Annotated in this window: 20 protein-coding genes and 1 tRNA gene; 11 read left to right on the top strand and 10 right to left on the bottom strand. The window is 61.0% G+C overall.

The genetic code is table 11. From position 1 onward, the window contains the following. Positions 1-12: 12 nt before the first annotated feature. Positions 13-1023: an SPFH domain-containing protein gene (locus tag AC1DJO_RS26605; protein ID WP_477973800.1), complete on the top strand. Its 1011-nt coding sequence runs from the start codon at positions 13-15 to the stop codon at positions 1021-1023. A 3-nt stretch (positions 1024-1026) separates the two neighbouring features. Further along, positions 1027-1482: an NfeD family protein gene (locus AC1DJO_RS26600; protein ID WP_112385529.1), complete on the top strand. Its 456-nt coding sequence runs from the start codon at positions 1027-1029 to the stop codon at positions 1480-1482. Here AC1DJO_RS26600 and AC1DJO_RS26595 read toward each other — a convergent pair whose 3' ends face one another. Continuing rightward, complete coding sequence (locus tag AC1DJO_RS26595) at positions 1483-2478, bottom strand: KpsF/GutQ family sugar-phosphate isomerase (protein WP_112385530.1); 996 nt, start codon at positions 2476-2478, stop codon at positions 1483-1485. Between the two features lie 145 nt (positions 2479-2623). On the opposite strand from AC1DJO_RS26595, the gene AC1DJO_RS26590 reads away from it, so the two are divergent. Next, positions 2624-4207: an outer membrane beta-barrel protein gene (locus AC1DJO_RS26590; RefSeq protein WP_477973798.1), complete on the top strand. Its 1584-nt coding sequence runs from the start codon at positions 2624-2626 to the stop codon at positions 4205-4207. Between the two features lie 3 nt (positions 4208-4210). Here AC1DJO_RS26590 and galU read toward each other — a convergent pair whose 3' ends face one another. After that, entirely contained in the window at positions 4211-5098 is an 888-nt protein-coding gene (gene galU, locus AC1DJO_RS26585) for a UTP--glucose-1-phosphate uridylyltransferase GalU (RefSeq protein ID WP_112385532.1), read from the bottom strand. Between the two features lie 200 nt (positions 5099-5298). Here galU and AC1DJO_RS26580 point away from each other — a divergent pair, with 200 nt between their 5' ends. Together AC1DJO_RS26580 and AC1DJO_RS26575 are read left to right on the top strand one after the other, a co-directional pair. After that, the gene (locus AC1DJO_RS26580) at positions 5299-6522 is read left to right on the top strand and encodes a lytic murein transglycosylase (RefSeq protein ID WP_112385533.1); all 1224 of its coding nucleotides are present in this window, start codon (positions 5299-5301) and stop codon (positions 6520-6522) included. Between the two features lie 87 nt (positions 6523-6609). Then, positions 6610-7806 (top strand): SGNH/GDSL hydrolase family protein, encoded by a 1197-nt coding sequence (locus tag AC1DJO_RS26575; protein ID WP_477973796.1) that lies wholly within the window; start codon positions 6610-6612, stop codon positions 7804-7806. 43 nt (positions 7807-7849) lie between these two features. On the opposite strand, the gene AC1DJO_RS26570 is transcribed toward AC1DJO_RS26575, so the two are convergent. Together AC1DJO_RS26570 and gltB are read right to left on the bottom strand one after the other, a co-directional pair. Further along, complete coding sequence (locus tag AC1DJO_RS26570; protein ID WP_477973794.1) at positions 7850-9304, bottom strand: glutamate synthase subunit beta; 1455 nt, start codon at positions 9302-9304, stop codon at positions 7850-7852. 221 nt (positions 9305-9525) lie between these two features. Next, positions 9526-14250: a glutamate synthase large subunit gene (gltB, locus tag AC1DJO_RS26565; protein ID WP_477973792.1), complete on the bottom strand. Its 4725-nt coding sequence runs from the start codon at positions 14248-14250 to the stop codon at positions 9526-9528. A gap of 538 nt (positions 14251-14788) precedes the next feature. On the opposite strand from gltB, the gene AC1DJO_RS26560 reads away from it, so the two are divergent. Next, positions 14789-15841, top strand: coding sequence for a threonine aldolase family protein (locus tag AC1DJO_RS26560; RefSeq protein WP_477973790.1), 1053 nt, complete (start codon positions 14789-14791; stop codon positions 15839-15841). A 7-nt stretch (positions 15842-15848) separates the two neighbouring features. Here AC1DJO_RS26560 and AC1DJO_RS26555 read toward each other — a convergent pair whose 3' ends face one another. After that, the gene (locus AC1DJO_RS26555; RefSeq protein ID WP_310297113.1) at positions 15849-15977 is read right to left on the bottom strand and encodes a hypothetical protein; all 129 of its coding nucleotides are present in this window, start codon (positions 15975-15977) and stop codon (positions 15849-15851) included. A 206-nt stretch (positions 15978-16183) separates the two neighbouring features. Here AC1DJO_RS26555 and AC1DJO_RS26550 point away from each other — a divergent pair, with 206 nt between their 5' ends. Continuing rightward, the gene (locus AC1DJO_RS26550) at positions 16184-16621 is read left to right on the top strand and encodes a BA14K family protein (RefSeq protein ID WP_477973788.1); all 438 of its coding nucleotides are present in this window, start codon (positions 16184-16186) and stop codon (positions 16619-16621) included. A gap of 41 nt (positions 16622-16662) precedes the next feature. Here AC1DJO_RS26550 and AC1DJO_RS26545 read toward each other — a convergent pair whose 3' ends face one another. Next, positions 16663-17520 (bottom strand): LysR family transcriptional regulator, encoded by an 858-nt coding sequence (locus AC1DJO_RS26545; protein WP_477973786.1) that lies wholly within the window; start codon positions 17518-17520, stop codon positions 16663-16665. Between the two features lie 92 nt (positions 17521-17612). On the opposite strand from AC1DJO_RS26545, the gene AC1DJO_RS26540 reads away from it, so the two are divergent. Next, positions 17613-18617, top strand: a complete 1005-nt coding sequence (locus AC1DJO_RS26540) for a bile acid:sodium symporter family protein (protein WP_112385539.1) — start codon at positions 17613-17615, stop codon at positions 18615-18617. A 100-nt stretch (positions 18618-18717) separates the two neighbouring features. Here AC1DJO_RS26540 and AC1DJO_RS26535 read toward each other — a convergent pair whose 3' ends face one another. After that, the gene (locus AC1DJO_RS26535) at positions 18718-19185 is read right to left on the bottom strand and encodes an Hsp20 family protein (RefSeq protein ID WP_112385540.1); all 468 of its coding nucleotides are present in this window, start codon (positions 19183-19185) and stop codon (positions 18718-18720) included. Positions 19186-19603: 418 nt separating this feature from the next. Here AC1DJO_RS26535 and AC1DJO_RS26530 point away from each other — a divergent pair, with 418 nt between their 5' ends. Continuing rightward, positions 19604-20578 carry an alpha/beta fold hydrolase gene (locus AC1DJO_RS26530; RefSeq protein ID WP_477973784.1) on the top strand — a complete coding sequence of 325 codons (975 nt, stop codon included), beginning with the start codon at positions 19604-19606 and terminating at the stop codon, positions 20576-20578. Positions 20579-20581: 3 nt separating this feature from the next. Here AC1DJO_RS26530 and hisN read toward each other — a convergent pair whose 3' ends face one another. Both hisN and AC1DJO_RS26520 read right to left on the bottom strand, forming a co-directional pair. Continuing rightward, a complete protein-coding gene (gene hisN / locus AC1DJO_RS26525) occupies positions 20582-21355 on the bottom strand; it encodes a histidinol-phosphatase (RefSeq protein ID WP_477973782.1) in 774 nt (257 codons plus the stop codon). A gap of 248 nt (positions 21356-21603) precedes the next feature. Continuing rightward, entirely contained in the window at positions 21604-22485 is an 882-nt protein-coding gene (locus AC1DJO_RS26520; protein ID WP_112385543.1) for an N-formylglutamate amidohydrolase, read from the bottom strand. A 188-nt stretch (positions 22486-22673) separates the two neighbouring features. Between AC1DJO_RS26520 and cpdR1 the strand changes: the two genes are divergently transcribed. Both cpdR1 and AC1DJO_RS26510 read left to right on the top strand, forming a co-directional pair. Continuing rightward, positions 22674-23036, top strand: coding sequence for a response regulator CpdR1 (gene cpdR1, locus AC1DJO_RS26515; RefSeq protein ID WP_003542883.1), 363 nt, complete (start codon positions 22674-22676; stop codon positions 23034-23036). Between the two features lie 84 nt (positions 23037-23120). After that, positions 23121-23195 (top strand) — tRNA-Val (locus AC1DJO_RS26510). Between the two features lie 593 nt (positions 23196-23788). Here AC1DJO_RS26510 and AC1DJO_RS26505 read toward each other — a convergent pair. After that, a partial coding sequence (locus tag AC1DJO_RS26505) for a beta strand repeat-containing protein (protein ID WP_477973780.1) occupies positions 23789-26701 on the bottom strand: 2913 nt, incomplete at its 5' end.

Below are 26701 nucleotides of genomic sequence, written 5' to 3'. Positions count from 1 at the left end.
TGGAGGAATTTCATGGTCCTGGGCGGCTTCGACATCGTCGTCATCGCACTCGTCATCTTCGTTATTCTGGTGCTCTTTGCGGGCATCAAGACGGTGCCGCAGGGCTATCGCTATACGATCGAGCGCTTCGGCCGCTACACGCGGACGCTGGAGCCCGGCCTCAATCTGATCACCCCCTTCATCGAGCGCGTCGGCGCCAAGATGAATGTCATGGAACAGGTGCTGAACGTGCCGACCCAGGAGGTCATCACCAAGGACAATGCCTCGGTCTCCGCCGATGCCGTGTCCTTCTATCAGGTGCTGAATGCCGCGCAGGCCGCCTATCAGGTCTCCAACCTCGAAAACGCCATTCTCAACCTGACGATGACCAACATCCGTTCGGTGATGGGCTCGATGGATCTCGACGAGCTGCTTTCCAACCGCGACGCGATCAACGACCGCCTGCTGCGCGTCGTCGATGAGGCCGTACATCCCTGGGGCATCAAGGTCACCCGCGTGGAGATCAAGGACATCCAGCCGCCCCGCGACCTCGTCGATGCCATGGCCCGCCAGATGAAGGCCGAGCGCGAGAAGCGCGCCCAGGTTCTCGAAGCCGAGGGTTCGCGAAACGCCCAGATCCTGCGCGCCGAAGGCGCCAAGCAGTCGGCCATCCTGCAGGCGGAAGGCCAGCGCGAAGCCGCGTTCCGCAACGCCGAGGCGCGCGAACGCCTGGCCGAAGCCGAAGCCAAGGCAACCAAGATGGTGTCCGAAGCGATCGCCGCCGGCGACGTCCAGGCGATCAACTACTTCGTGGCGCAGAAATACACCGAAGCCCTGACGTCGATCGGTTCGGCCCCCAATTCCAAGGTGGTGTTGATGCCGATCGAGGCGTCCTCCATTCTAAGCTCGCTAAGCGGCATCGGCGCCATCGCCAAGGAAGTCTTCGGCGACGGCAGCACCCCACCCGCCCCGCAACCGCCCCGCCAGGTCGCCCAGCGCAGCACGCCGCCGGTCAATCCCTTCAACCAGAACCCGGAGCGCTGACGCATGCTGGCACGCATCGTTGCAGAGCTTGGCCCGTGGAGCTGGTGGGTGATCGGCTTGATCTTGCTGGCCGCCGAAATGATCGTGCCCGGCTTCTTCCTCGTTTGGATCGGCCTTGCGGCGCTCGCCGTCGGCGTCCTTTCGCTTCTCCTATGGGACGCAGGCTTCTGGGTCTGGGAAGTGCAACTGATCCTTTTCGCGGCCTTTGCCGTGGCGACAACTTTCGTTGGCCGCAAGCTGACGCTGCGCCACGACGCAACGGACGAACCCTTCCTCAATCAGCGCGGCGCAAGCCTCGTCGGCCGCACGGCAACGCTGGCCGAGCCGATCCGCGAGGGACGCGGCCGGATTCGTCTCGACGATACGATATGGCAGGTGATGGGGCCTGACCTTCCGGTCGGCACCCGCGTCAAGGTCGTCGCCAGCAATGGCCGCGACCTGACAGTCGAGGCCGCCTGATCAGGCGACGCCGATCCGCAAGAGATCGTGGAAATGGATGAGCCCGACCGGCCGGTTGTCGTCATCGACGACGATCAGCGCTCCGATATGGTGCTTGTTGAGCAGTGCCAGCGCAGCGGTTGCCAGCACTGACGGCTTCACCACCTTCGGCGTCCGCGTCATGATGTCGTCGACAACAAGTTCCGCGAGGTTGCGCGTCAGATTGCGCGCCATGTCGCCTTCGGTCACGATGCCGCAAAGCCGGCCGTCCTGATCGAGAACGCCGACGCAGCCAAAATGCTTGCGCGACAGAACCTGGATGGCATCCGGAACCGGCGTGCCCTGCGGCACCAGCGGCACGCGCTCGCCGGTGTGCATGATGTCGCCGACATGCGCCAGGCTGGCACCCAGTTTCCCGCCGGGATGAAACACATGGAAATCGCGCGCCGTGAACCCGCGCGCCTCAAGCAACGCTACCGCCACTGCATCGCCGACTGCCAGCTGCATCAGTGTCGAGGTCGTCGGCGCGAGACCGTTCGGACAGGCTTCCTCCTCGTTCGGAACGAGAAGTACCACATCCGAGGCCTTGGCGAGTGACGATTCCGCGCCGCAGGTGATCGAGATCAGCGGGATCGAAAACCGGCGAGTATAGGAAATGATGCTGCGAAGCTCGGCACTCTCGCCGCCCTTGGAGATCGCCAGAACCAGATCGTCCCTGGCAATCATGCCGAGATCGCCGTGATTGGCTTCGGCGGCGTGTACGAAGAAGGCAGGCGTTCCTGTCGAGGCAAATGTCGCGGCGAGCTTGGCGCCGATATGGCCGCTCTTGCCGACGCCCGTCACGATCACCCGGCCACTGATACCGCCGATCGTTTCGACCGCTTGGGAGAATGGGCCGGAAAGCCCGTTGTCGAGCGCGCGCTCGAGCGCCTCGAGACCGCGCCGTTCCGTCGTGATGGTCCGCTTCGCGGATTCCAGCACACTGTTCTCGGCCAGATTGACAGCTTTCCTCATCATGAGCCTGCGTTAGCGCTTTTCACTGTGGCTGTCCATTGCTGTCTCGGTCGAAACGACGACCCGAAGGCACCAGTCTAAACGAATGATTAACTATGACGTTTTACTTTCAGGTAACGAGTTGAAGCATGCCAAACGCGGATTCTGAATGGGCAAGGAACGTGATACGAGCAGTTTGACGCCGCTCCGTGCGACGCGCTTTGCCGTGTCTGCCGTTCTCCTGGCCGCCGCAGCACTGCCGCAGTCCGCATTCGCCCAATCGACGCAGAGCTACGGCAGCGGCACATCTGGCTACTCATCCTCTTCCCAATATTCCTCCGGCGGCAACACCGGCGGCCAACAGACACAGACGGCCGACCTGGATGGCGATGGTGTTCCGGACCCGGGCCAGCCCGGCGTGCCTTCCCCCGATGACACCGCAACCGGCACCCAGACCGGCGCCGCCCAGCAGAACGGCACGTCATCCACGACGGCATCAGGCGATCAGCAGCCGAGCGACGAGACGACAGGCTCGATCCTCGACGAGGACATGCGCCGCCTCAACTCCCGCGAACCGGCGATCGACGAACGCCGTCTGCCGCGCAAGGCCGACGATGCGTTGACCGAGAAGGATACCGATGGCATCCGCGTCGGCACCTTCATCCTGCGCCCGTCGATTACGCAGTCGATCAATACCGAGACGACCAAGGAAAATGGCACCAAGGAAAGCCGCGGCTTCCTGCAGACCGATGGCAACGCGACGCTCACATCCGACTGGGCGCTGCACCAGCTGACCGTCACCAGCCAGGGCAGCTGGCAGCAGAACATCAGCGGCCAAGGCGAAGAGCAGCCCTCCTTCCAGATCGACGGCGATCTGCGCCTCGATCTGCCGGAGGATACGGTCGCGCATCTGAAGGGCGGCTACCGTTTCTACCGAGAAGACACCGACGATCCGAACGCGATCTCCGATGCCAGCAAGCAGTCGAATGTTCAGGAATTCAGCACCGGCGCTTCGATCGAGCGCGACTTCGGCGTGCTGCGCGGCACCACCGAACTCGATGTCGTCAGGACCATCTATTCCGACGTGACGCTGGCAAACGGCACGGACGTCTCCCTCAGCGACCGCGACCAGACCGCCGGCACCTTCCGCGCCCGCATCGGCTACGAGCTCTCCCCGGCACTCATCCCCTTCATCGAGGGCACTGTCGGCAAGACCGCCTACGACGAGACCCGCGACAGCTCAGGCTACGCCCGCTCCGGCAACAGCTACGGCGCCAAGGCCGGCGTCCAGGTCGATCTCGGCGAGAAGCTGAAGGGCGAAGTCAGCGCCGGTTACGAGACCGCCAATTTCGACGACGATCGTCTGACCTCGATCGATACGGCAACCGTGGACGCCAATATCCTTTGGTCGCCGCTGCGCGGTACCAATGTCAACTTCGACCTGCAGACCAGCATCCAGCCCTCCACGACGCCGGGGCTGAGCGGCTATGTCTCGCACGCGCTGACGACGACGATCACGCATCAGCTGCGCGATAACCTGCAGGCAATTGTTCTGGGTGGGGTGACGCTGCGCGACTATCCGGCCGGAGCGAGCAGCGATGAGACGGTCTATACGACGAGTGCCGGTCTCATCTGGAACATCAACCGCTATCTCGATCTGACGAGTACTCTCGGCTACGAGCTGACGACGCGGGATGAAGGCACCGACTCGCAGCAATGGCGAGCCGGTGTCGGTTTGCGGCTGAAACGCTAGGCCTTAAAGACCCTTCAGCAGAGCCTTGAAGCCGTCCTCGACGGTCGGGCGGATATCCGCACGATCGAGCGCGAAGGCGACGTTGGCGAGGATGAAGCCATCCTTGGCGCCGCAGTCATAGGTCGTTCCCTTGAAGTGATAGCCTGCGAAATCCTGCGACGTCAGAAGCTTCAGCATGCCGTCGGTCAGCTGGATTTCGTTGCCGGCGCCACGCTCCTGGGTTTCGAGAATCTTGAAGACCTCCGGCTGCAGGATGTAGCGGCCGTTGATGAAGAAGTTCGACGGTGCGGTGCCCTTGGCAGGCTTTTCGACCATGCCGGTGATGCGGAAGCCTTCACCGATCGCCTCACCGACACCGACTATGCCGTATTTGTGCGTCTGATCCGGCTCGCATTCTTCGACGGCGATGATGTTGCCGCCGCTCTGGGCATAGAGATCGATCATCCCCTTCATGCAGCCCTTGCCCTCGGCCTTCATGATCATGTCAGGGAGCAGCAGCGCGAACGGTTCGTCGCCAACGATCTCGCGGGCGCACCAGACGGCGTGGCCGAGGCCGAGCGGCTCCTGCTGGCGGGTGAAGCTGACGGTACCAGCCTTCGGCAGCTGGCCGGCCAGCAGCGTCATCTCGGCCTTCTTGCTGCGCTCGCGCAGCGTCTGCTCCAGCTCGAAATGGATATCGAAATAGTCTTCGATGATGTGCTTGTTGCGGCCGGTGACGAACACGAAATGCTCGATACCCGCTTCCAGCGCCTCGTCGACCACATACTGAATGATCGGTTTATCGACGACGGTCAGCATTTCCTTCGGAACGGCTTTGGTTGCCGGAAGGAACCGCGTTCCAAGACCTGCGACCGGGAATACCGCCTTACGAACCTTTTTCTGCTGCGTCACGTAGAACCTCCTGGGGGGCTTATCGCTTTGAACTCAAGCTATTTGGGGTGAATTAAGCTAAATTCGCTACTGTTTTACAAATGATGACGGGAAGACGTTGTCATGGTAAAGAATTTGTTGACTTCGTTCCGGTAGTCTCGGGTCCGGACGGAATGCCCCTCCGCCGCACTTGTAACAGAGATGACGGATACGGACTGCCGATGACCAAAAATCACAAATACTCCCTTCGTGGTCTTGCTCTCGCCCTCGTTGTGACCGCTTCCGCTGGATTGGCTCCGCATAACGCAGCCGCCGACCAGCGGTTCCAGAAGTGGATCGCGGACTTTTATCAAACTGCCGCGCAAAATGGCATCAGCAAGGCAACGTACCGCAAAGCCTTTGCGGGTGTGAGCGAACCTGACCCTACAGTCCTTGAAAAGGCGGCTTTTCAGCCGGAATTCACCACCAAGATTTGGGACTATGTGGATTCCCGGGTTAACCCCTACACAGTCGAGATCGGCCGCAAAATGGCCGCAAAGCACGCCTCGACCCTGAACGCTATCGAGCGCCATTTCGGCGTCGACAAGACAATCATTCTCGCCATCTGGTCGATGGAATCGAATTACGGTGCCGTGCTCGCCAAGGACGACCGCCTGCATTACGTGCCGCGCGCACTTGCAACGCTTGCCTATGCCGATGAGCGCCGGGCGAAATTTGCCCAGAAGCAGCTCATCGCAGCACTCAAGATTCTGCAAAATGGCGATATCTCCGCCGACGGCATGACCGGTTCCTGGGCCGGCGCCATGGGCCACACGCAGTTCATCCCGACCAGCTACCTGCTTTACGCCGTCGATGCCGATGGCAATGGCCACCGTGACATCTGGAACTCGGTTCCGGATGCGTTGGCGACCTCCGCCAACCTGCTGGCCAAGAACGGCTGGGATACCGGCAAGACCTGGGGCTACGAAGTCCAGGTTCCCGCAAGTGCCGCCAAGCAGGCAGGCAAGACCCACACGCTGGCTCAATGGGCCGCGATGGGTCTGACCCGCCCGAACGGCAAAAGCTTCAAGGACGCCTCCACCAAGGCGCAGCTGAAAATGCCGGGCGGCCCAGGTGGCCCCGGCTTCCTGATGACCTCGAACTTCTTCACCATCAAGAAATACAACGCTTCCGACAGCTATGCTCTCGCCGTCGGTCTGCTTGCCGACGAGATTGCCGGCTATGGCGGCATGAAGCAGCGCTGGCCGCGGCCAGATGGTACGCTTGATGTGAAGGAAAAGTTCGAGCTCCAGACTCGTCTGAAGACGCTCGGCTATTACGACGGCGAAGTCGATGGCAATTTCGGCTCCGGATCGAAAGCCGCCATTTCGGCAGTCCAGCAGCGTCTCGGCATGCAGACGGATGGCGAGCCTTCGCTTCCTCTTCTGAACGCGCTGCGGCGCTAACAGGAAGAATCCGCGGCACAAATCGCGTTGTGAGTGGACGATTGCGCCCACTCCATGCGAAAATGGCGCGAGATGCGGGGCATGACCATGCGGAAGTCTGATCAAAAGCGGAAACTCGGCGGACGAACGCTGCTGACGGCTGCGTTGGTGCTGTCGTTCGGCGTGACTGCGCCTGTCCATTTTGCCGACGCCCAGGAGCGCTATCAGCGCCGCTCGATCCTCGATTTCTTCCTCGGCCGCCGCGCCGTCGAAGAAGAATATCCGCCAGCGCCCGATGTCCAGCGGCCGCGACCGCAAAAGAAGCGCACCGCGCCGCCTAAGGCAGCGGCTGCGCCGAAGGCTGTGGCACCCGTGCCCGATGAGGACGTCGTTCAGAAGCAGGAAAATGCCCAGAAGATCCTGATCGTCGGCGACTTTCTGGCAAGCGGCCTCGGCGACGGCATGACCGAAGCCTTCAAGACCTCTCCCGGCGTCGTGATCGATGCCCGCGGCAATGTTTCGTCAGGCCTTGTCCGCGACGACTACTACGATTGGCCCGAGCAGCTGCTGAAGATGATGGACGAGGTGAAACCCGCCATCGTCGTCGTGATGATCGGCGCCAACGACCGCCAGCAGATGGCGATCAACGGCACCAAGGAGAAATTCCGGACCGACGCGTGGTATGCCGAATACCAGAAGCGCGTGCTGAACTTCGGCAAGGAAGTGACAAGCCGCAAGATCCCGCTGCTTTGGGTCGGTCTCCCGGCCTTCGATTCGGATTCGATGACGGCGGATGCCGTGCAGATGAACCAGCTGTTCCGAAAACAGATCGAAAGTGCCGGCGGCGAGTTCGTCGACATCTGGGATGGCTTCGTCAACGAGGGTGGCGAGTTCATCGTCACCGGTTCGGATATCAACGGCCAGCAGGTACGCCTGCGCACCTCGGACGGCATTAACCTGACGCAGGCGGGGCGCCGCAAGGTTGCCTTCTACGTCGAAAAGCCGGCACGCCGCATTCTCGGCACCCAGGCAAGCCCGGACCTGGTGCGCCTCGACACCAGCAACCTGCCGAGCCTCGGCCTGCCGGAACCCAACGCGCCGCACACGCAGCCGATCAGCCTCTCCGATCCCAATCTCGACGGCGGATCCGAACTGCTGGGCGCCAAGGCACCGCCGGTATCGCTGACGAAATCGCCACGCGACATTCTGGTGCAGGACGGCATGGTCGAACAGGCGCCCGCCGGCCGGGTCGATGACTACAGGCTTCCCGCTGCCAAAGAACCGAAGCAGGTTTCGGCAAAATAAAGGGCCGCGGAAGCGGCCCTCTTCAATTCAATCTCTCATCAGATCAGAGCGGCAGAACCGTCGAGCCCATCAGCGCTTCGTCGATCGCACGCGCAGCCTGACGGCCCTCGCGGATCGCCCAGACGACCAGCGACTGGCCACGGCGTACGTCACCGGCGGTCCAGAACTTGTCGACCGAGGTCTTGTAGTCCTTGTCGTTGGCAACGACGTTAGTCGAGCCGCGACGGTCCGTGTTCAGCGTCAGCTTGCCGTCGAGTTCCTTGAGCACGCTGTCGGTGAACGGGCCGCGGAAGCCGATGGCGATGAAGGCGAGATCGGCCTTGATGACGAACTCCGTGCCGGGAACCGGCTTGCGGCGCTCATCGACTTCGCAGCACTTCACACCGGTCAGCACGCCGTCTTCGCCGACGAATTCGAGCGTTGCGACCTGGAATTCGCGGATAGCGCCTTCGGCCTGCGACGACGAGGTGCGCATCTTCGTGGCCCAGAATGGCCAGACGGCGAGCTTGTCTTCCTTTTCCGGCGGCTGCGGGCGAATGTCGAGCTGGGTCACCTTGACGGCGCCCTGGCGGAACGCCGTGCCGACACAGTCCGATGCGGTATCGCCACCACCGACGACAACGACATGCTTGGCACCGGCAAGGATCGGATCCGCCTGCCAGCCGACACTGTCGATATTCTCGCGGCCGACGCGCTTGTTCTGCTGCACGAGATAAGGCATGGCGTCATGAACGCCTGCGAAATCCGTGCCCGGAATACCGGCCTCGCGCGGGGTTTCCGAACCGCCGCAGTAAAGCACGGCGTCATGATCGGCGAGCAGCTGCTCGACCGTCACATCCACGCCGACATTGACGCCGCAATGGAAGGTGACGCCCTCGCCCTTCATCTGCTCGACACGGCGGTCGATGAAGTTTTTCTCCATCTTGAAATCAGGGATGCCGTAGCGCAGCAGGCCGCCTGCCTTGCTCTCGCGCTCATAGAGATGAACCTCGTGACCAGCGCGGCCGAGCTGCTGGGCAGCCGCCATGCCGGCCGGACCCGAACCGATGATCGCAACCTTCTTGCCGGTGTGAACGGTCGCCGGCTGCGGGCGGATGAAACCGAGCTCATAAGCCTTGTCGGCGATTGCCTGTTCGACCGTCTTGATCGCCACAGGCGTGTCTTCGAGGTTCAGCGTGCAGGCTTCCTCGCAGGGCGCGGGGCAGACGCGGCCGGTGAACTCCGGGAAGTTGTTGGTGGAATGCAGGTTCTGGATCGCTGCTTCCCAGTTGTTGTTGTAGACGAGGTCGTTCCAGTCCGGGATCTGGTTATGTACAGGGCAGCCGGTCGGGCCATGACAATAGGGGATGCCACAGTCCATGCAGCGGGCTGCCTGCTTCTGCACTTCCGGGTCAGACATCGGGATGGTGAATTCGCGGAAATGCCGGATACGATCCGACGCCGGCTGATACTTCGCAACCTGCCGGTCGATTTCCAGAAAGCCTGTAACCTTACCCATATTTTCGTCCCTTACCCTCATGACCGCCTCGCCTGCGGCCAGTTGTCCATCATCAGCCTCAGCTCTGGAGGCAGGTTGCTTCTTTCGACCGTCATCAGCACTTATCCCCTGAGATCCATCCGTGCGGACCAGCAGCAGGATGCTGCCACCAATCGGCACGGGTCATTTGAAGATAGTCCGGTCATCCGCCACGCACTCGGCGCGGCGGACTTCTTTGCAAATTATTCCGCAGCGATCCCCATCCGGGCGCGCTCCATTTCCTCAAGCGCACGGCGGTACTCGACCGGCATGACCTTGCGGAATTTCGGGCGGTAGTCGGCCCAGCCGTCCAAGATCTGCTTCGCGCGGGTTGAGCCCGTGTAGTGCAGATGGTTGGAGATCAGCTGATAGAGGCGCTCCTCGTCGTGACGCGTCATGTCGCCGGAGACGTCGACGCGTCCCTTGTGCGCCAGATCGCCGCCGTGATGATGAAGCTTCTCCATCATGTCGTCCTCTTCCGGAACTGGCTCGAGTTCGACCATCGCCATGTTGCAGCGCTTGGCGAAATCGCCGATCTCGTCGAGAACATAGGCCACGCCACCGGACATGCCGGCCGCGAAGTTGCGGCCCGTTGCGCCGAGCACGACGACAACGCCGCCGGTCATGTATTCGCAGCCGTGGTCGCCCACGCCTTCGACGATGGCGATCGCACCCGAGTTACGGACAGCAAAGCGCTCGCCCGCGACACCGCGGAAGTAGCATTCACCCTCGGTCGCGCCGTAGAGAACCGTGTTGCCGACGATGATCGAATCTTCCGCAACGATCTTCGAATTTTCCGGCGGACGAACGATGATCTTGCCACCCGACAGACCCTTGCCGACATAGTCGTTGCCGTCGCCGATCAGGTTGAAGGTGATGCCGCGTGCCAGGAACGCGCCGAACGATTGTCCGGCGGTGCCGCGAAGCGTCACGTTGATCGTGTCTTCCTTCAGACCGCGATGGTTATAACGCTTGGCGACTTCGCCCGACAGCATCGCGCCTGCCGAACGGTCGACGTTCTTGATATCGACTTCGAAGGCAACCGGTGTCTTGGACGTCAGTGCCGGTTCCGCCTGCTCGATCAGCTTGCGGTCGAGGATATCGTCGATCGGATGCTTCTGGCGGGTGGTCCAATAGGTCTCTTCCTTGGCGGCTTCGACCTTGTGGAAGATGCGGCTGAAATCGAGACCCTTAGCCTTCCAGTGCGCCAGCATCTCGTCCTTCTCCAGCAACTCCGAAGCACCGACGATATCGTCGAGCTTGGTGAAGCCGAGCGAGGCGAGGATTTCGCGCACTTCGTTGGCGACGAAGAAGAAGTAGTTGATGACGTGCTCAGGCGTGCCCTTGAAGCGCTTGCGCAGAACCGGGTCCTGCGTCGCGACGCCAACCGGACAGGTGTTCAGATGGCACTTGCGCATCATGATGCAGCCGGCAGCGATCAGCGGCGCGGTCGCGAAGCCGAACTCGTCGGCACCGAGAAGTGCACCGATGATGACGTCGCGGCCGGTCTTCAGACCGCCATCGACCTGCAGGGCGATGCGCGAGCGAAGGCCGTTCAGCACCAGCGTCTGCTGAGTCTCGGCAAGGCCGATTTCCCAAGGCGAACCCGCATGCTTCAGCGACGTCAGCGGCGATGCGCCCGTTCCGCCATCGAAGCCCGAGACCGTGATGTGGTCGGCACGCGCCTTGGCAACACCGGCGGCAACCGTGCCGACGCCGACTTCCGAGACCAGCTTGACCGAGACATCCGACGTCGGGTTGACGTTCTTCAGGTCGTAGATCAGCTGTGCCAGATCTTCGATCGAATAGATGTCATGATGCGGCGGCGGCGAAATCAGGCCGACACCCGGCGTCGAGTGGCGGGTCTTGGCGACCGTCGCATCGACCTTGTGGCCGGGCAGCTGACCGCCTTCGCCGGGCTTGGCACCCTGCGCGACCTTGATCTGCAGCATGTCGGCATTGACCAGATATTCCGTCGTCACACCGAAACGTCCCGAGGCGATCTGCTTGATGGCCGAGCGTTCCGGGTTCGACGAACCGTCGGGCAGCGGCATGTAGCGGTCGCTCTCTTCGCCACCCTCGCCGGTGTTCGACTTGCCGCCGATCTTGTTCATGGCGATTGCCAGCGTCGTATGCGCCTCGCGGCTGATCGAGCCGAAGGACATCGCACCCGTCGAGAAGCGCTTGACGATATCGATCGCAGGCTCGACCTCATCGACAGATACAGGCGTGCGGCCCAGCTGTTCGGCGCTCTTGATGTTGAAGAGGCCGCGGATGGTGTTCATGCGCAGCGCCGAGGTGTTCACCATCTCGGCGAACTCGCGGTAGCGGTCTTCGGCATTGCCGCGGACGGCGTGCTGCAGCGTGGCAACGGCATCCGGCGTCCAGGCATGGCTTTCGCCGCGCATGCGGTAGGCATATTCGCCGCCGATATCGAGCGTCGTCGCCAGCAGCGGGTCCTTGCCGAAAGCCGATGTATGGCGCGCAACGGTCTCCTCGGCGATCGCCGAGAGATCGACACCTTCGATCATCGTTGCCGTGCCGAAGAAATACTTGTCGACCAGTTCCTGCTGCAGTCCGATCGCATCGAAGATCTGGCCGCCGCAATAGGACTGATAGGTCGAGATGCCCATCTTCGACATCACCTTCAGGATGCCCTTACCGACAGCCTTGATGTAGCGATAGACGACTTCCGAGGCGTCGACTTCCTTCGGGAACTCGCCCTTGGCATGCATGTCGAGCAGCGTATCGAAAGCGAGATAAGGATTGATCGCCTCGGCACCGTAGCCTGCGAGCAGGCAGAAATGGTGTACTTCGCGCGGCTCGCCGGTCTCGACGACGATACCGACGGAGGTGCGCAGGCCCTTGCGGATCAGGTGATGGTGGACGGCAGCCGTCGCCAGCAGCGCCGGGATGGCGATGCGGTCGGGGCCGAGCTGACGGTCCGACAGCACGATGATGTTGTAACCGCCCTTGACGGCCGCTTCGGCGCGCTCACAGAGGCGGTCGAGCATTTCGGGCATGCCTTCGGCGCCACGTTCGACGTCATAGGTAAAGTCGAGCGTCTTGGTGTCGAAGCGGTCTTCCGTGTGGCCGATCGAGCGAATCTTCTCGAGATCGCCGTTGGTCAGGATCGGCTGGCGCACTTCCAGGCGCTTGGCATTCGCCATGCCTGTATGGTCGAGCAGGTTCGGACGCGGGCCGATGAACGACACAAGGCTCATGACCAGTTCTTCGCGGATCGGATCGATCGGCGGGTTGGTGACCTGCGCAAAGTTCTGCTTGAAATAGGTGTAGAGCAGCTTCGACTTTTCCGACATTGCCGAGATCGGCGTATCGGTGCCCATCGAACCGACGGCTTCCTGACCCGTGGTCGCCATCGGCGACATCAGGATCTTGGTGTCTTCGGTCGTGTAGCCGAAGGCCTGCTGGCGGTTCAGCAGCGAGACGTCGCGGCGCAGCGCACGCGGCTCCACCGGCTTTAGGTCTTCGAGGATCAGCTGCGTACGGTCGAGCCAGCTGCGATAGGGATGCTTGGTGGCGAGCTCGGACTTCACTTCCTCGTCGGAAACGATCCGGCCCTTTTCCATGTCGATCAGCAGCATCTTGCCGGGCTGCAGACGCCACTTCTGAACGATGTCCTCTTCCGGAACCGGCAGCGTGCCGGCTTCCGAAGCGAGGATGATACGGTCGTCGTTGGTGACGAGATAGCGCGCCGGACGCAAGCCGTTGCGGTCGAGCGTCGCGCCGATCTGCTTGCCATCGGTAAAGGCAACGGCAGCCGGGCCATCCCATGGCTCCATCAGTGCGGCATGGTATTCGTAGAATGCCTTGCGTTCGGCAGCCATCGACTGGTTTCCAGCCCAGGCTTCCGGGATCAGCATCATCACGGCATGCGCCATGGAATAACCGCCGCGCACCAGGAACTCGAGCGCGTTATCAAAACAGGCCGTATCCGACTGCCCCTCGTAAGAGATAGGCCAAAGCTTGGAGATATCGTCGCCGAACAGCGGCGAGGACACCGAGGCCTGACGCGCCGCCATCCAGTTGACGTTGGAACGCAGCGTGTTGATTTCGCCGTTATGGGCAACCATGCGGTATGGATGCGCCAGCTTCCAGGACGGGAAGGTGTTGGTCGAGAAGCGCTGATGCACGAGCGCGACGGCGCTTTCGAAGCGCGGGTCCGCCAGATCCTTGTAATAGGCACCGACCTGATAGGCCAGGAACATGCCCTTGTAGACAATCGTCGCCGACGACAGCGAGACCGGATAGAAATTGCTCTCTTCGCCATCGAACTCGTCATAGATGCGGTTCGAGATCACCTTGCGGAGCGTGAACAGGCGGCGCTCGAACTCGTCGTTCGTCGCGGCATCTTCGCCGGCGCCGATGAAGATCTGAACGTGATGCGGCTCGGTGGCGGCGATCTCGGGCGCCTTCGACAGCGACGAGTTGTCGACCGGCACATCGCGGAAGCCGATCAGGACCTGGCCTTCCTCGGTGATGACATCCTTGATCACCTTCTTGAAATGCTCGATCTGCGCTTCGTCGCGCGGCATGAAGATGTGACCGACGCCGTATTCGCCGGCCTTCGGCAGGGTGATGCCCTGCTTCGCCATCTCCTCACGGAAGAAGCGATCAGGAATCTGCACGAGAATGCCCGCGCCATCACCCATCAGCGGATCGGCGCCGACGGCACCACGGTGTGTCAGGTTTTCGAGAATGAAGAGACCGTCCTTGACGATCTGATGCGACTTCTGGCCCTTCATATGCGCAACGAAGCCGACGCCACAGGCGTCATGCTCGTTGCGGGGATCGTAGAGGCCCTGCTTTTTCGGCAGCCCGGAGGCGAATTTGCGCGTTTTGTCCGTTGCGCGCGCATTGGCCGCAGCACTCTGGTCAAAACTCGTGGATGGCGTCTTCTTCGTCATCGTCTTCGCTCCTGTCAAAGCCCGCGGGGGTCGGCGGGCGGCCTTTCGTCATGCACCGTTCCCGATCTTAGGTCCGGCGCGTGACAGCGCTGTTGCATTGTGAAGATCGGCCGCATGCGTCCGCCAGAAGCGATCCGTCGTGCTCCGCGCCTGTCAGCCGCCTCCGCGCAACCTCAAAGGTCTTGCGCTCGCGCGGACTATAACGTGAAAGCCTGCAAAGGTCAGGACTTTCGGCACCTCTCCGGCCACGAAGGCCAAAATAGGACAACAACCCTGTCCTAATTCACAAGTTCTATGCCAGAATGATGGAGCTCCCGCAAGAGTGATAAATTAAAAAAACATCAAGTTTCGACCGAAAGTTACCCGAAACAACAACTAAGCGACATAAAATTACGCCCTTTTGCACTATTTTGTATATTGATTGCGGAAATCAGATTTCGTGATGTGTCTGATGGCTGGCGCTTGATCGGCCGCGGCAATGGCGTAATGTCCCTGCCGAACTTTGCCCCTCCCCCAAACTACCAAGTGCGGTCACATCATGTTTTTTGCTTCCGACAACTGGGCCGGTGCCCACGAGGCCATTGCCAAACGTCTTCTTTCAGCCTCCACCGGCTTTGCCGCCGCCTATGGCAACAGCGATCTCGACAAGAAGGTCGCAGCCCGCTTCTCCGAGGTCTTTGAGCGCGACGTCGCCGTCTTCTTCGTGGCAACAGGCACCGCCGCCAACTCGCTCTCGCTTGCCAGCGTGCAACGGCCGGGCGGCGTGACCTTCTGCCACTCCGAGGCCCACGTGATCGAAGACGAGTGCGGCGCCCCGGAATTCTTCGCCGATTCTGCCCGCCTGATCCCCGTCAGCGGCGAGGCTGGAAAGATCGACCCGGCCAAACTCTCGGCGAAGATCGCCAGCTTCCCGGAAGATGCCGTGCATCACGGCCGCGCCTCCGCCATTACCATCACTCAGGCGACAGAGATCGGCACCGTCTACTCACTGCCTGAAATCGGCGAGATCTCGTCGATCGCCAAAAAGCGCGGCCTCCCGCTTCATATGGATGGCGCCCGTTTTGCCAATGCGCTTGTCGCGCTCGGTGCAACACCGGCGGAAATGACCTGGAAGCGCGGCGTCGATATTCTCTCGTTCGGCGGCACCAAGAACGGCTGCTGGTGTGCGGAAGCGATCGTCTTCTTCAATCCGGAGCAGGCCAAGGATATTCCCTTCATCCGCAAGCGCGCCGCGCAGCTCTTCTCCAAATCGCGCTTCATCGCCGCACAGTTCGACGCCTATTTCGAGGAAGAGCTCTGGCTTGGCCTTGCACGCCATTCGAACGGCATGGCCGACCAGCTGCGCTCCGGCATCGGCGCCAGCAATTCCGCCCGCCTTGCCTGGCCGACGGCATCCAACGAAGTCTTTGCAGTGATCACCAAGGCCGCAGCCAAGACCGCCGAAAGCCGCGGCGCAAAATTCTATGAGTGGCCTATCCCGGTCGCCACCCCGGAACTCGTTGGCGACAACGAAACGCTGATCCGTCTGGTGACGAGCTTTGCGACGACGGAAGCCGATGTCGACGGCTTCCTGAAATGCCTGGCGGCATAAGGCGGCATCAATTCTGATGTCCGAAGACGGCGGATTGGGGTGCACCCTGATCCGCCTTTTCTGCTTCGTGGCCGATCACCACGATCATCATCACGCAGGCAACCAGCCCGGATACAAATATTGCTCCATAAACCATCGGTCCGTTCTCCCTTGCCCCGAACGACGACCTTTAAGGCTTGCTAAACTATCGGCCGAAATCTGACCAAACGTCTAAGCGACACGGTTGAGACGAGCTTAAAGCGGCAAGCAGCCCGTTAACGTTTGCGTGAAAGCCTGCACAAATGTGTAGTCTCGCGGAACTTTCGGGCCGCCTTTCGATTTTACAGGCGAAAGGTGAAAATCATGAAAAAACTCGCAATCCTAGTCATTTCTCTCGCCACCGCCTTCACCGGCATTGCGCCAGCGCAGGCCTTCCCCGTGGTCAACATCGAGAAGCCGCAGCTGGCATCCGATATCCAGCAGGTGCGCAGCCCCAGAATTGTCCGCCACCGCAACTGGAACAACCACCATTGGAACAATGGCCGCTACCACTCGAACTATAACCGCCGCTACTATCGCGATGGCTACTACCATCGCCATAACAACAATGCCGGCGCGATTATCGGCGGACTTGCAGCCGGTGCGATCATCGGCGGCGCATTGAGCGCTGCGTCGCAGCCGCGCTACTATGGCGGCAACTCGCATAGCCGCTGGTGCGCCGACCGCTACCGTTCGTACCGGGCTTCGGACAACACGTTCCAGCCCTATAACGGCCCCCGCCAGCAGTGCGTAGGCCCATAACCGGAACAACAGAAACCCCGCCAATCCGGCGGGGTTTTTGTTTAGCTGCTTGACCGCAAGCTGCGCACCTTGCCGAGGATGTCGTCGGAAAGCGCCGAGACCAGAGCCCGATCGGCGCCCTTGCGTGGAACGAGCACGAATTCCACATCCTCGAGCACCGGCAGCCGACCAGGCGAAATTTCCTTCAATCCTGACGGTGCCATGCTGCGCGGTTGCACCAGCACCCCCATTCCGGCACGCGCCGCCGCCGTAAGGCCGCTGAGGCTGCCGCAGGTGCAGACGATCCGCCACGCCACCTGCGTTCGCCCCAATGCTTCCAGCGCGATGCTGCGGGTGACGCTTGGCGCCGGAAAGGCGATCAGCGGCAGCGGGTTCTGCGCCATGATATGCTCGGGATCACGCGCCAGCCACACCAGCGGCTCGCGGTAAACCAGCTTGCCGCGCGCATCCCCCAGCCGGCGCTTGGCAAGCACGAGATCGATCTCGCCATTGTCTTGCATCTCATAGAGCGCACCAGAAAGARCAAYGGTGAGCTCCAGATCGACGGAAGGATGCGAGCGGACGAAATCTTCCAGCACCGCCGGGAGCTGGCTGGTGACGAAATCCTCCGAAACGCCGAGCCGCAACTTGCCGCGCAGACTGTTGCCACGAAACAGAGAGTGCACTTGCCCCTCGATCGAAAGCATGGCCCGGGCATGCGACAGCAGCGCCTCACCGTCTCCAGTCAGCACCACCTTATGCGTATCCCGCGCCAGCAATTTCCGGCCGACCGACGTTTCAAGCCGCTGAATATGCTGGCTGACCGTCGATTGCCCAAGCCCCAGACGCTCGGCAGCCAGAGTAAAACTGCCCATCTGTTCGACGGCGACGAAACTGCGCAACTGGGTAAGATCGAGCATTCTAATCTCAGTTCATGATAACTGTTATTCCTTGCATCCTGAATCATAATGGATGACAAAACAATGAACTTAGAATTGCCCGGGACCAGATCATGCGCCGCTTCCTGCCAGATACTTTCACGATCCTCCTCGTCTGCACCGTTATCCTCGCGTCGCTGTTTCCGGCGGACGGAGCGTTTGCCGGTTACTTCAGCATCGCCACGGATCTAGCGATCGCCCTGTTGTTCTTCCTGCACGGCGCGCGTCTTTCCCGCGACGTGGTGATCGCCGGCGTGCTGCACTGGCGTCTGCATCTGGCGATCCTGCTGACCACTTTCGCGCTTTTCCCGCTACTTGGCGTAGCCATCGGCTTCATCCCCGATACGATCCTGCCGCAGCCGCTCTATCTCGGCATTCTCTTCCTCTGCGTGCTGCCTTCGACGGTTCAGTCCTCGATCGCCTTCACCTCGATGGCCGGCGGCAATGTTCCGGCAGCGATCTGCTCGGCATCGGCATCGAACATCTTCGGTATGTTCCTGACGCCGCTGCTCGTCGGCTTGCTGTTCTCTGTCGGCGGCCATGGCGGCTTTTCTTGGGATGCGCTTGAGCAGATCATGCTGCAGCTGCTGCTGCCCTTCGTGCTTGGCCAGGTATTGCAGCCGTGGATCGGTGACTGGATCCGCTCGAAAAAGAAGATCCTGATGCCTGTCGATCGCGGATCGATCCTGATGGTCGTCTACGTGGCCTTCAGCAAGGCCGTCGTCGAGGGTCTCTGGCATACATTCTCGATCGGCGATATCGCCGTGGTCATCGTCCTCGATATGCTGCTGCTGGCGCTGGTGCTTGCCATCACCATGTACGGAAGCCGGGCGCTCGGCTTCAACAAGGCCGACGAGATCACCATCACCTTCTGTGGCTCAAAGAAGAGCCTGGCGAGCGGCGTGCCGATGGCCAACGTCATCTTCGCCGGCCAGTCAATCGGCGCCATCGTGCTGCCGCTGATGCTGTTCCACCAGATCCAGCTGATGGCCTGCGCCGTCATCGCCCAGAAATACGCGGCTGCCGCCGCAAAGCGGGCCAGCGCCAAGGAGCTTGAGGAAGCGGCAAGTCCGGCCTGACCGGCAAGTCCGGCCTGACCGGCAAGTCCGGCACGCAATCAACAAAAAAGCGGCGCTCCACCGGAGCGCCGCTTTTCTTTTCAGTCCTGGGAGGGATTGATCAGTTGGTGACCTGAGCCTCAATGGCCTTGGGCGCGTTGACCGCCTCGGCGGCAATCGCAATCTTCCGGGGCTTCATGGCTTCAGGAATGCTGCGCAGAAGATCGATGTGCAGCAGGCCGTTCTTCAGCGAAGCGGCAGTGACCTCGACGTGATCGGCAAGCTGGAAGCGGCGCTCGAAAGTGCGCTTGGCGATGCCACGATAGAGGAATTCGCTGCCATCGGCAGCATCTTCGCTCTTTTCGCCCTTGACGGTCAGAGCGTGCGCCTGGGCTTCGATCGAGATTTCGGTTTCATCGAAACCAGCAACCGCCATCGTGATGCGGTAGGTGTTCTCACCGGTGCGCTCGATATTGTAGGGCGGATAGGTCTGGCCCTGATCGGGCTGAGCAAGGCTGTCGAGCATCGTGAAAAGACGATCGAAACCGACGGTGGAACGGTAGAGGGGAGAGAAATCGACGTGACGCATGGTGTCCTCCTTGGGAAGCGACGAGTTGCGAAAAACATGTCCCCGAAACCCCATATTCGGCAGCTTCGGAGCGGTTCCGCAGGCCCTTCCGGCGCCTGCAGAATTCAGATGGTGATCGATTTTCCGGAGTTCAAGTGCCGCCGATCAGACCGGTGAACCACGCATGAACGCCCGGTTCGGTATCGGTTCAGCCGCCCTGTCCTAGAAATCAAACCGTCGGGTAATCAAACTGGCCCGATGGCTGAAGTGCATCGTCCCTTCTTCTTCAGTCCGACTATGGACCGGCGCCGGGCATCCCTCTCGCCCCGCCGGTCTCTTTTTCCTGCAAGGTTGGCTGCCGGACGATCTTTAAGAGTTGATTTCAGCCTCGCGTGCATTATCCCCTACAATGGACGTTCATCGAGCAGCGGCAAATCCCATGGACCAGGTTCTCATCTCGACTCCAGACAATCCGGCCCCAGAGAACCGGACCGAGGGCTATTTCGAGACCTTTGACGGGCAGCAGCTGCGCTATGCGGTGTTTCGCTCCAACGCCTCCGTCGCCAAGGGCACGGTCGTGCTGCTGCAGGGCCGCAACGAATATATCGAGAAATACTTCGAGACGATCCGCGATCTGACGGCGAAGGGCCTCTGGGTGGCGACCTTCGACCTGCGCGGCCAGGGCGGCTCGCCGCGCCTCGTCAAGAAGCGCAAGCACGGCCATGTCCGGCGGTTTTCGGATTACGAGCGCGATCTGGACATCTTCCTCGAGAAGATCGTGCTGCCGGACACCCGCCTACCCTTCTACATTCTGGCGCATTCCACGGGAGCGCTGATCGCGCTTTCCGCCGCACCGTATCTGTCGACGCGCATCGAGCGTATGGTTCTGTCGGCACCGTTCATCGGTCTGATCGGCCAGGCTGCATCGGCCTCGACCATCCGCAGGCTGGCTTCCGCTGCCTGCAGCGTCGGCTTGGGCACCATGGCGCTGAGCGCCAAATTGCGCGAGCCCGAGTTCCGCGACAACCCGCTGACGTCAGACGAGGTCCGCTTCGAGCGCAACGCCGCGATGATGCGCAATCACCCCGAACTGACGCTCGGCCCGCCGACTGCCCGCTGGCTGGTCGAATCCTTCAAGACGATCGACAAGGTGATGGCGCCAAGCCACCTGTTCTCCATCACCATTCCGACCGTTGTCATCGCCCCCACGCGCGACGGCGTCGTGCCCTATATCGCCCAGGAGCGCCTGTCGCGCTATTTCCGCGCCGGTCAGCTGGTGCCGGTCAACGGCGCCCGTCACGAGATCTTCCAAGAGCGCGATGTCTATCGCGCAGCCGCCCTTGCCGCCTTCCACGCCTTCATCCCCGGCAGCGATGCCGAGGCAATACAGGAAGTCGAAGCGATCGGCACCTGACGCCTAGCGCTGCAGGATGGCGATCGCCTGCTCGTAGACAGCCCGGCTGCCGGCGGCGATAATCGAACCGCCGTTTTCCGGCCGCCCGCCGTCCCAGGTCGTCATGATACCGCCCGCCTTCTCGACGACGGGAATGATGCCGCCGACATCGTAGGGCTTCAGGCTGTTTTCGATCACGAGATCGATATGCCCGGCCGCAAGCAGCGCATAGGCATAGCAATCGCAGCCGTAGCGGAACAACCGTACCTTGCTTTCGATCTCCCGGTACTTGTCCATATCGCTGCCGGTGAAGAGATGCGGCGAGGTGGTAAACAGGATGGCGTTGGAAAGCGCATCACAATCGCGCACCTTGAGCTGCCGGTCGCCTTCCGGCCCGGTGTAGAACGAACCGCTCTGGTCGGCGAAATAGCGCTCTCCGGTGAACGGCTGCTCGATCATGCCCATGATGGCTTGGCCATTCTGTTGCAAGCCGATCAGCGTGCCCCAGACGGGTACGCCCGATATGAAGGCCCGCGTGCCATCGATCGGATCGATGACCCAGACATATTCCCGGTCGAGACCGACGCTGCCGTGCTCCTCGCCCAGGATGCCGTGTTCGGGATAATGCGCCTCGATCAGCTTGCGGATCGCAGCTTCCGCCGCCTGGTCGCCCTCGGTGACCGGGTCGAACCCGCTGGCGAGCTTGTTGGTGACATCAAGGCCGGAGCGGAAGCGCGGCAGCGTTTCGGCCTTGGCCGCTTCGGCCAGACGATTGAAGAACGAGCGGTCGGGGAGCATTGGCGGATCCGTTTCTGGCCTCGGGATTGGCGCTTTTCATAGCGAAACTGCGTTAAAATGCAAACACTTCAGGCAATCGATCTTTATCTGCCTAATTATTTTGCACTGCAATATTTTGCTTGACGATTGTGCAGCGCAATAGTAGCTTCTTCTTACAGTCTTCTGACTGTAAATACCCTCCTTGGGTGTTTCCTCCCTAGACTTAGCCGCGCTGCAGAGCGCGGTTTTTTTTGAGTATTGCCAGAGAGCTATTCGGCCGCCAGCGCCGTATCGTCAGCAAACCGCTGCACGTAATCCGCCATCTGCCGCATGAAGCTCGTCACCGCATTGGCGATCACTGGGAAATCAGCCCGCTTTTCCAGCGTCACCTCATCCACATAGATCGAGCGATTGACCTCGATCTGCAGCGCATGCAAGCCCCGCGACGGCCGTCCGTAATGCTCGGTGATGAAGCCGCCGGCATAGGGCTTGTTGCGAATGGCCGTGAAGCCCATCTCTTCGAAGATGCTGATCGCAGTGCGCGACAACTCGGCGGAGGCCGACGTTCCATAGCGGTCGCCGATGATGAAATCCGGCCGCTGGTTGCTGCCGGCAACCCGCACATTTCCAGGCATCGAGTGGCAATCGATCAACACCCCGAAGCCGAACTGAACATGGGTACGGGCAATCAGCCGCCGCAGTGCGGCGTGATAGGGCTTGTAGACGCTCTCGACGCGATCAAGTCCTTCCTGGACCGGAATGCGCCGCGCATAGATTTCCATATTCTCGGCGACGATGCGCGGGATGGTTCCGAGACCACCTGCAACACGCAGCGAATTGATATTCGCATAAGACGGCAGAAGCCCGTCGAACATGCGCGGATCGAGTTCATAGGGTTCACGGTTAACGTCGAGATAGGCCCGCGGGAAGTTTGCGAGCAGCAGCGGCGCACCGAGCAGGCTCGCCGCCGAGAACAGTTCATCGACGTAGTGATCCTCCGAGCGGCGGATCGAAATGCCCTGAAGACGCGACTGAGCGATAAATTCCGGTGGATAAATGCGGCCGCTATGGGGGGAATTGTAAACGAAGGGAATGGTCTGCGACACGGGCTCACGTATCTCAAAAAGCTCGTATTCGCGGATTTCAGGCACCTTCTACCCTCTTAACCATGTCGTTCGAGGCTTGCTTGCCCCATGTTGCCAGTTGCCCGGCCTCAAGTCCATACTATGTACAGGGGATGACAGCCACGGGTGGTCACTTCACCGGTTGTTTACCGGGGAAGGACTAGTGTATTGGCTGGAGCCTCCCATAAAAATTCATCTCACCAGCGGTCTGGATAATGACTCAGAAGATACTGCTTGCAGAAGACGACAACGACATGCGCCGCTTCCTCGTGAAGGCGCTCGAAAAGGCAGGCTACAAGGTTCTGTCCTACGACAACGGCGCAAGCGCCTATGACCGGCTCCGCGAAGAGCCCTTTTCGCTTCTGCTGACCGACATCGTCATGCCTGAAATGGACGGCATCGAACTCGCGCGTCGCGCGACCGAACTCGACCCGGACCTCAAGGTCATGTTCATCACCGGTTTTGCTGCCGTGGCACTGAACCCTGATTCGAAGGCACCGAAGGATGCAAAGGTCCTTTCCAAGCCTTTCCACCTCCGCGATCTCGTCGATGAAGTGAACAAAATGCTTGCCGCATAAGGCTTGCAGGCGTCAGGTCACAAAACTTCAAAAAAGCCTATTGACGGCCCCAAAGGTTTTGTGATCTATGCGCCGCCATCGGATGGGCGTGTAGCTCAGCGGGAGAGCACTACGTTGACATCGTAGGGGTCACAGGTTCAATCCCTGTCACGCCCACCATCCGATCCTCTTGATTTATTAGAGGATTTTCACCAAGCCGCTGATTGGTGATTTTAGCCTCCCTCAAAGCCGGCTAAGTTTTCTCACAAAGTCTCCCACGCCGCAGCCTTCTGCAGCACTGCCATTTGCCGCGGCTGCCGCGCGCTATCGCAGGGGAAACTGCGGTATGGTTCTCAGTCGAATTAAGAAGCATGCCCTGAAATACGCCATGGCGATCGCGGCTTTGTGCCTGGCCGAATCTTTGGCACAAGCGAAAGTCTCTGCAGAGCCTTCACGACGCGCTCTCTGATGCAACCCGGGCGCAACAGCACAAGACTGTCATCTCTCGCCCTAGGCCCTCTCTGGGCCTTTTATGGCCGTTGAAAAATCGGAATGACCGGACCCAGCCGGCGGCACACTTCCATCACATAAAACAGCCGACGCGAATCGGACGGCAATGATGATTCGCGGCATGGTCTCGGAGCGAACTGGCGGCAGCTTGTTGCCATGCGCGAGGACTAGGTAGGCCGGAAAATGAAAAGGGCCCGCAAAGCTGCGGGCCCGATTGCGTTAAGCCGGTGAAGCGTGGCCGACAGGCCACCCTCCCTTGCGTCTTAGGCTGCGTTGTAGGCGGCCACGACGGCTGCCAGCTGGTCGTCGTTCATTGCCTGGATCTGCGGAGTGGTGAAGGCGTTGGCGTGATCCTTGTCCAAAGCCGTGATGTCGTCCGCAGACAGTCCCTTGATCGCGCTGACGTCGATTGCGGCGATCTCGTCGACCGAGAACTTCGCGACCCCTTCCGGCGCCATGGCGCCGATCTGTGCAGCGTTCAGCTTTGCGGTCTGCGACAACGTGATCCCTTCGATCTGAGCGGTGCTCATCGAGGTTATCTGCGTTGCCTTGAGACCGGTGATCGCCGTGTCGCTGAGCTTGCCGATCTGAGCCGCGGAGAGACCAGCGATCTGATCGTTGCTCAGTGCGCCGACCTGGGCGGCGGAGAGTGCGCCGAGCTGGTCGTCGGTGAACTTGCCGAGCTGGGCAGCCTTGAAGCCGGCGATCTGCTGTGTCGTGATCGACTTGATCTGATCAGCGCTCAGCTTGCCGATCTGGCTGTCGCTGAGAACACCGATCGCGTCGGTCTTCAGACCACCGATCGACTTGGTACCGATCGCGGCAACCGCGTCGTCCGTCAGTTTGGTGACGTTCGTGGCGCTGAAGCCAGCGACCTGCAGAGCAGTCAGGAGACCTGCCTGGCCTGTGGTGATGCCGGCAACCTGATCGGCGCTCATCGCCGTGATCTGGCTTGCCTTCAGACCCGCTACAGCCGCGTTGCTGAGCTTGCCGATCTGGCCGGCAGAGAGACCGCCAATCTGGTCGTTGGTCAGAGCACCAACCTGGGCGGCGGAAAGTGCGCCGATCTGGTCGTCACTGAACTTGCCGAGCTGAGCAGCCGTGAAGCTGGCAACCTGCGTCGACAGCAGACCGGAGATCTGGTCCGCGCTGAGCTTGCCGATCTGGCTTTCGCTGAGAGCGGCAATGGCATCGGCCTTCAGACCGTTGATCGACTTCGCCGTGATCGCCCCGATGTCGTCATCGGAGAACTTCTTGATGTCGTCAGCGCTCAGGGCACCGACCTGGGCTGCCGTCAGCACAGCAGCCTGTGAGGTGCTGACACCTTCGAGCTGTACGTCGCTCATGCCGCTGATCTGGGTTGCCTTCAGACCGCCCACTGCAGCGTTGCTGAGCTTGCCGATCTGAGCAGCCGAGAGACCGGCGATCTGCGTGTCGGAGAGTGCGCCGACCTGAGCAGCCGACAGAGCACCCATCTGATCGTCGGTGAACTTGCCGAGCTGAGCAGCTGTGAAGCCTGCGATCTGCTGCGTTGTCACAGCCTTGATCTGATCGGCGCTAAGCTTGCCGATCTGGCTGTCGCTGAGGACAGCGATCGCTTCGTTCTTCAAGCCAGGGATCGCCTTGGCGGTCAGGCCGGCCACTGCGTTGTCGGTCAGCTTCGTCACGTTCGTGGCGCTGAAACCACCAACCTGCGCAGCCGTCAGCAGAGCACTCTGGTCAGCGGTGATGCCGGCAACCTGATCGGCGCTCATCGCCGTGATCTGCGTGGCCTTGAGACCGGTGACTGCCGTGTTGCTGATCTTGCCGATCTGACCGGCCGAGAGGCCACCGATCTGCGTATCGGTCAGCGCGCCGACCTGAGCTGCGGAGAGTGCACCGATCTGGTCGTCGGTGAACTTGCCGAGCTGGGTAGCGGTGAAGCCGCTGACCTGCTTCGGCGTCATCGCCTTGAGCTGGTCGGTGCTGAGCTTGCCGACCTGGCTTTCGCTGAGGACAGCGATCGCTTCGTTCGTCAGGCTCGGGACCGCCTTGGCGGTCAGGCCAGCAACCGCATCATCGGTCAGCTTGGTAACGTTCGTGGCAGTGAAGCCAGCAACCTGTGCGCCGGTCAGAAGAGCGCTCTGGCCTGCGGTGATGCCGGCAACCTGATCGGCGGTCATCGCCGTGATCTGGCTTGCCTTGAGGCCGGTGACGGCCGTGTTGCTGAGCTTGCCGATCTGACCGGCGGAAAGACCACCGATCTGGTCGTTGGTCAGTGCACCAACCTGAGCGGCGGAGAGTGCGCCGATCTGGTCGTCGGTGAACTTGCCAAGCTGAGCAGCCGTGAAGCTCGCAACCTGTGTCGACAGCAGACCGGAGATCTGGCCGGTCGTCAACTTGCCGATCTGGCTTTCGGTAAGGGCAGCGATTGCCTCGTTCTTCAGGCCGTTGATCGACTTTACACCAATCGCTCCGATTTCGTCGTCGGAGAACTTCTTGATGTCATCGGCACTCAGAGCACCGACCTGGGCTGCCGTCAGTGCGCCAGCCTGAGCAACACTCAGACCTTCAAGCTGCGTGTCAGACATGCCGCTGATCTGCGTTGCCTTCAGACCGCCGACTGCAGCGTTGCTGAGCTTGCCGATCTGAGCAGCCGAGAGCCCGACGATCTGCGTGTCGGAGAGAGAGCCGACCTGGGCTGCCGTCAGAGCACCCATCTGATCGTCGGTGAACTTGCCAAGCTGGCCAGCCGTGAAGGCGGTAACCTGCTTCGGCGTCATCACCTTGATCTGGTCGGCGCTGAGCTTGCCGATCTGGCTGTCGCTGAGAACAGCGATCGCTTCGTTGGTAAGACCACCAATCGCCTTGGCGGATATCCCGGCAACCGCGTCGTCGGTGAGCTTTGTGACATTGGTGGCGCTGAAGCCTGCGACCTGGGCAGTGTTCAGCAGAGCGCTCTGACCTGCGGTGATACCGGCAACCTGATCGGCAGTCATCGCCGTGATTTGGCTTGCCTTCAGACCAGCGACAGCGGCGTTGCTGAGCTTGCCGATCTGACCGGCGGTCAGGCCACCGATCTGGTCGTTGGTGAGCGAGCCGACCTGGGCAGCCGACAATGCGCCGATCTGGTCATCGGTGAATTTGGCAAGCTGGCCAGACGTGAAGGCGGTGATCTGCTTGGTCGTGACCTGCTT

This window comes from Rhizobium sp. 05N430 (assembly GCF_056396985.1).
This window is presented reverse-complemented; position numbering and strand designations above follow the sequence as displayed.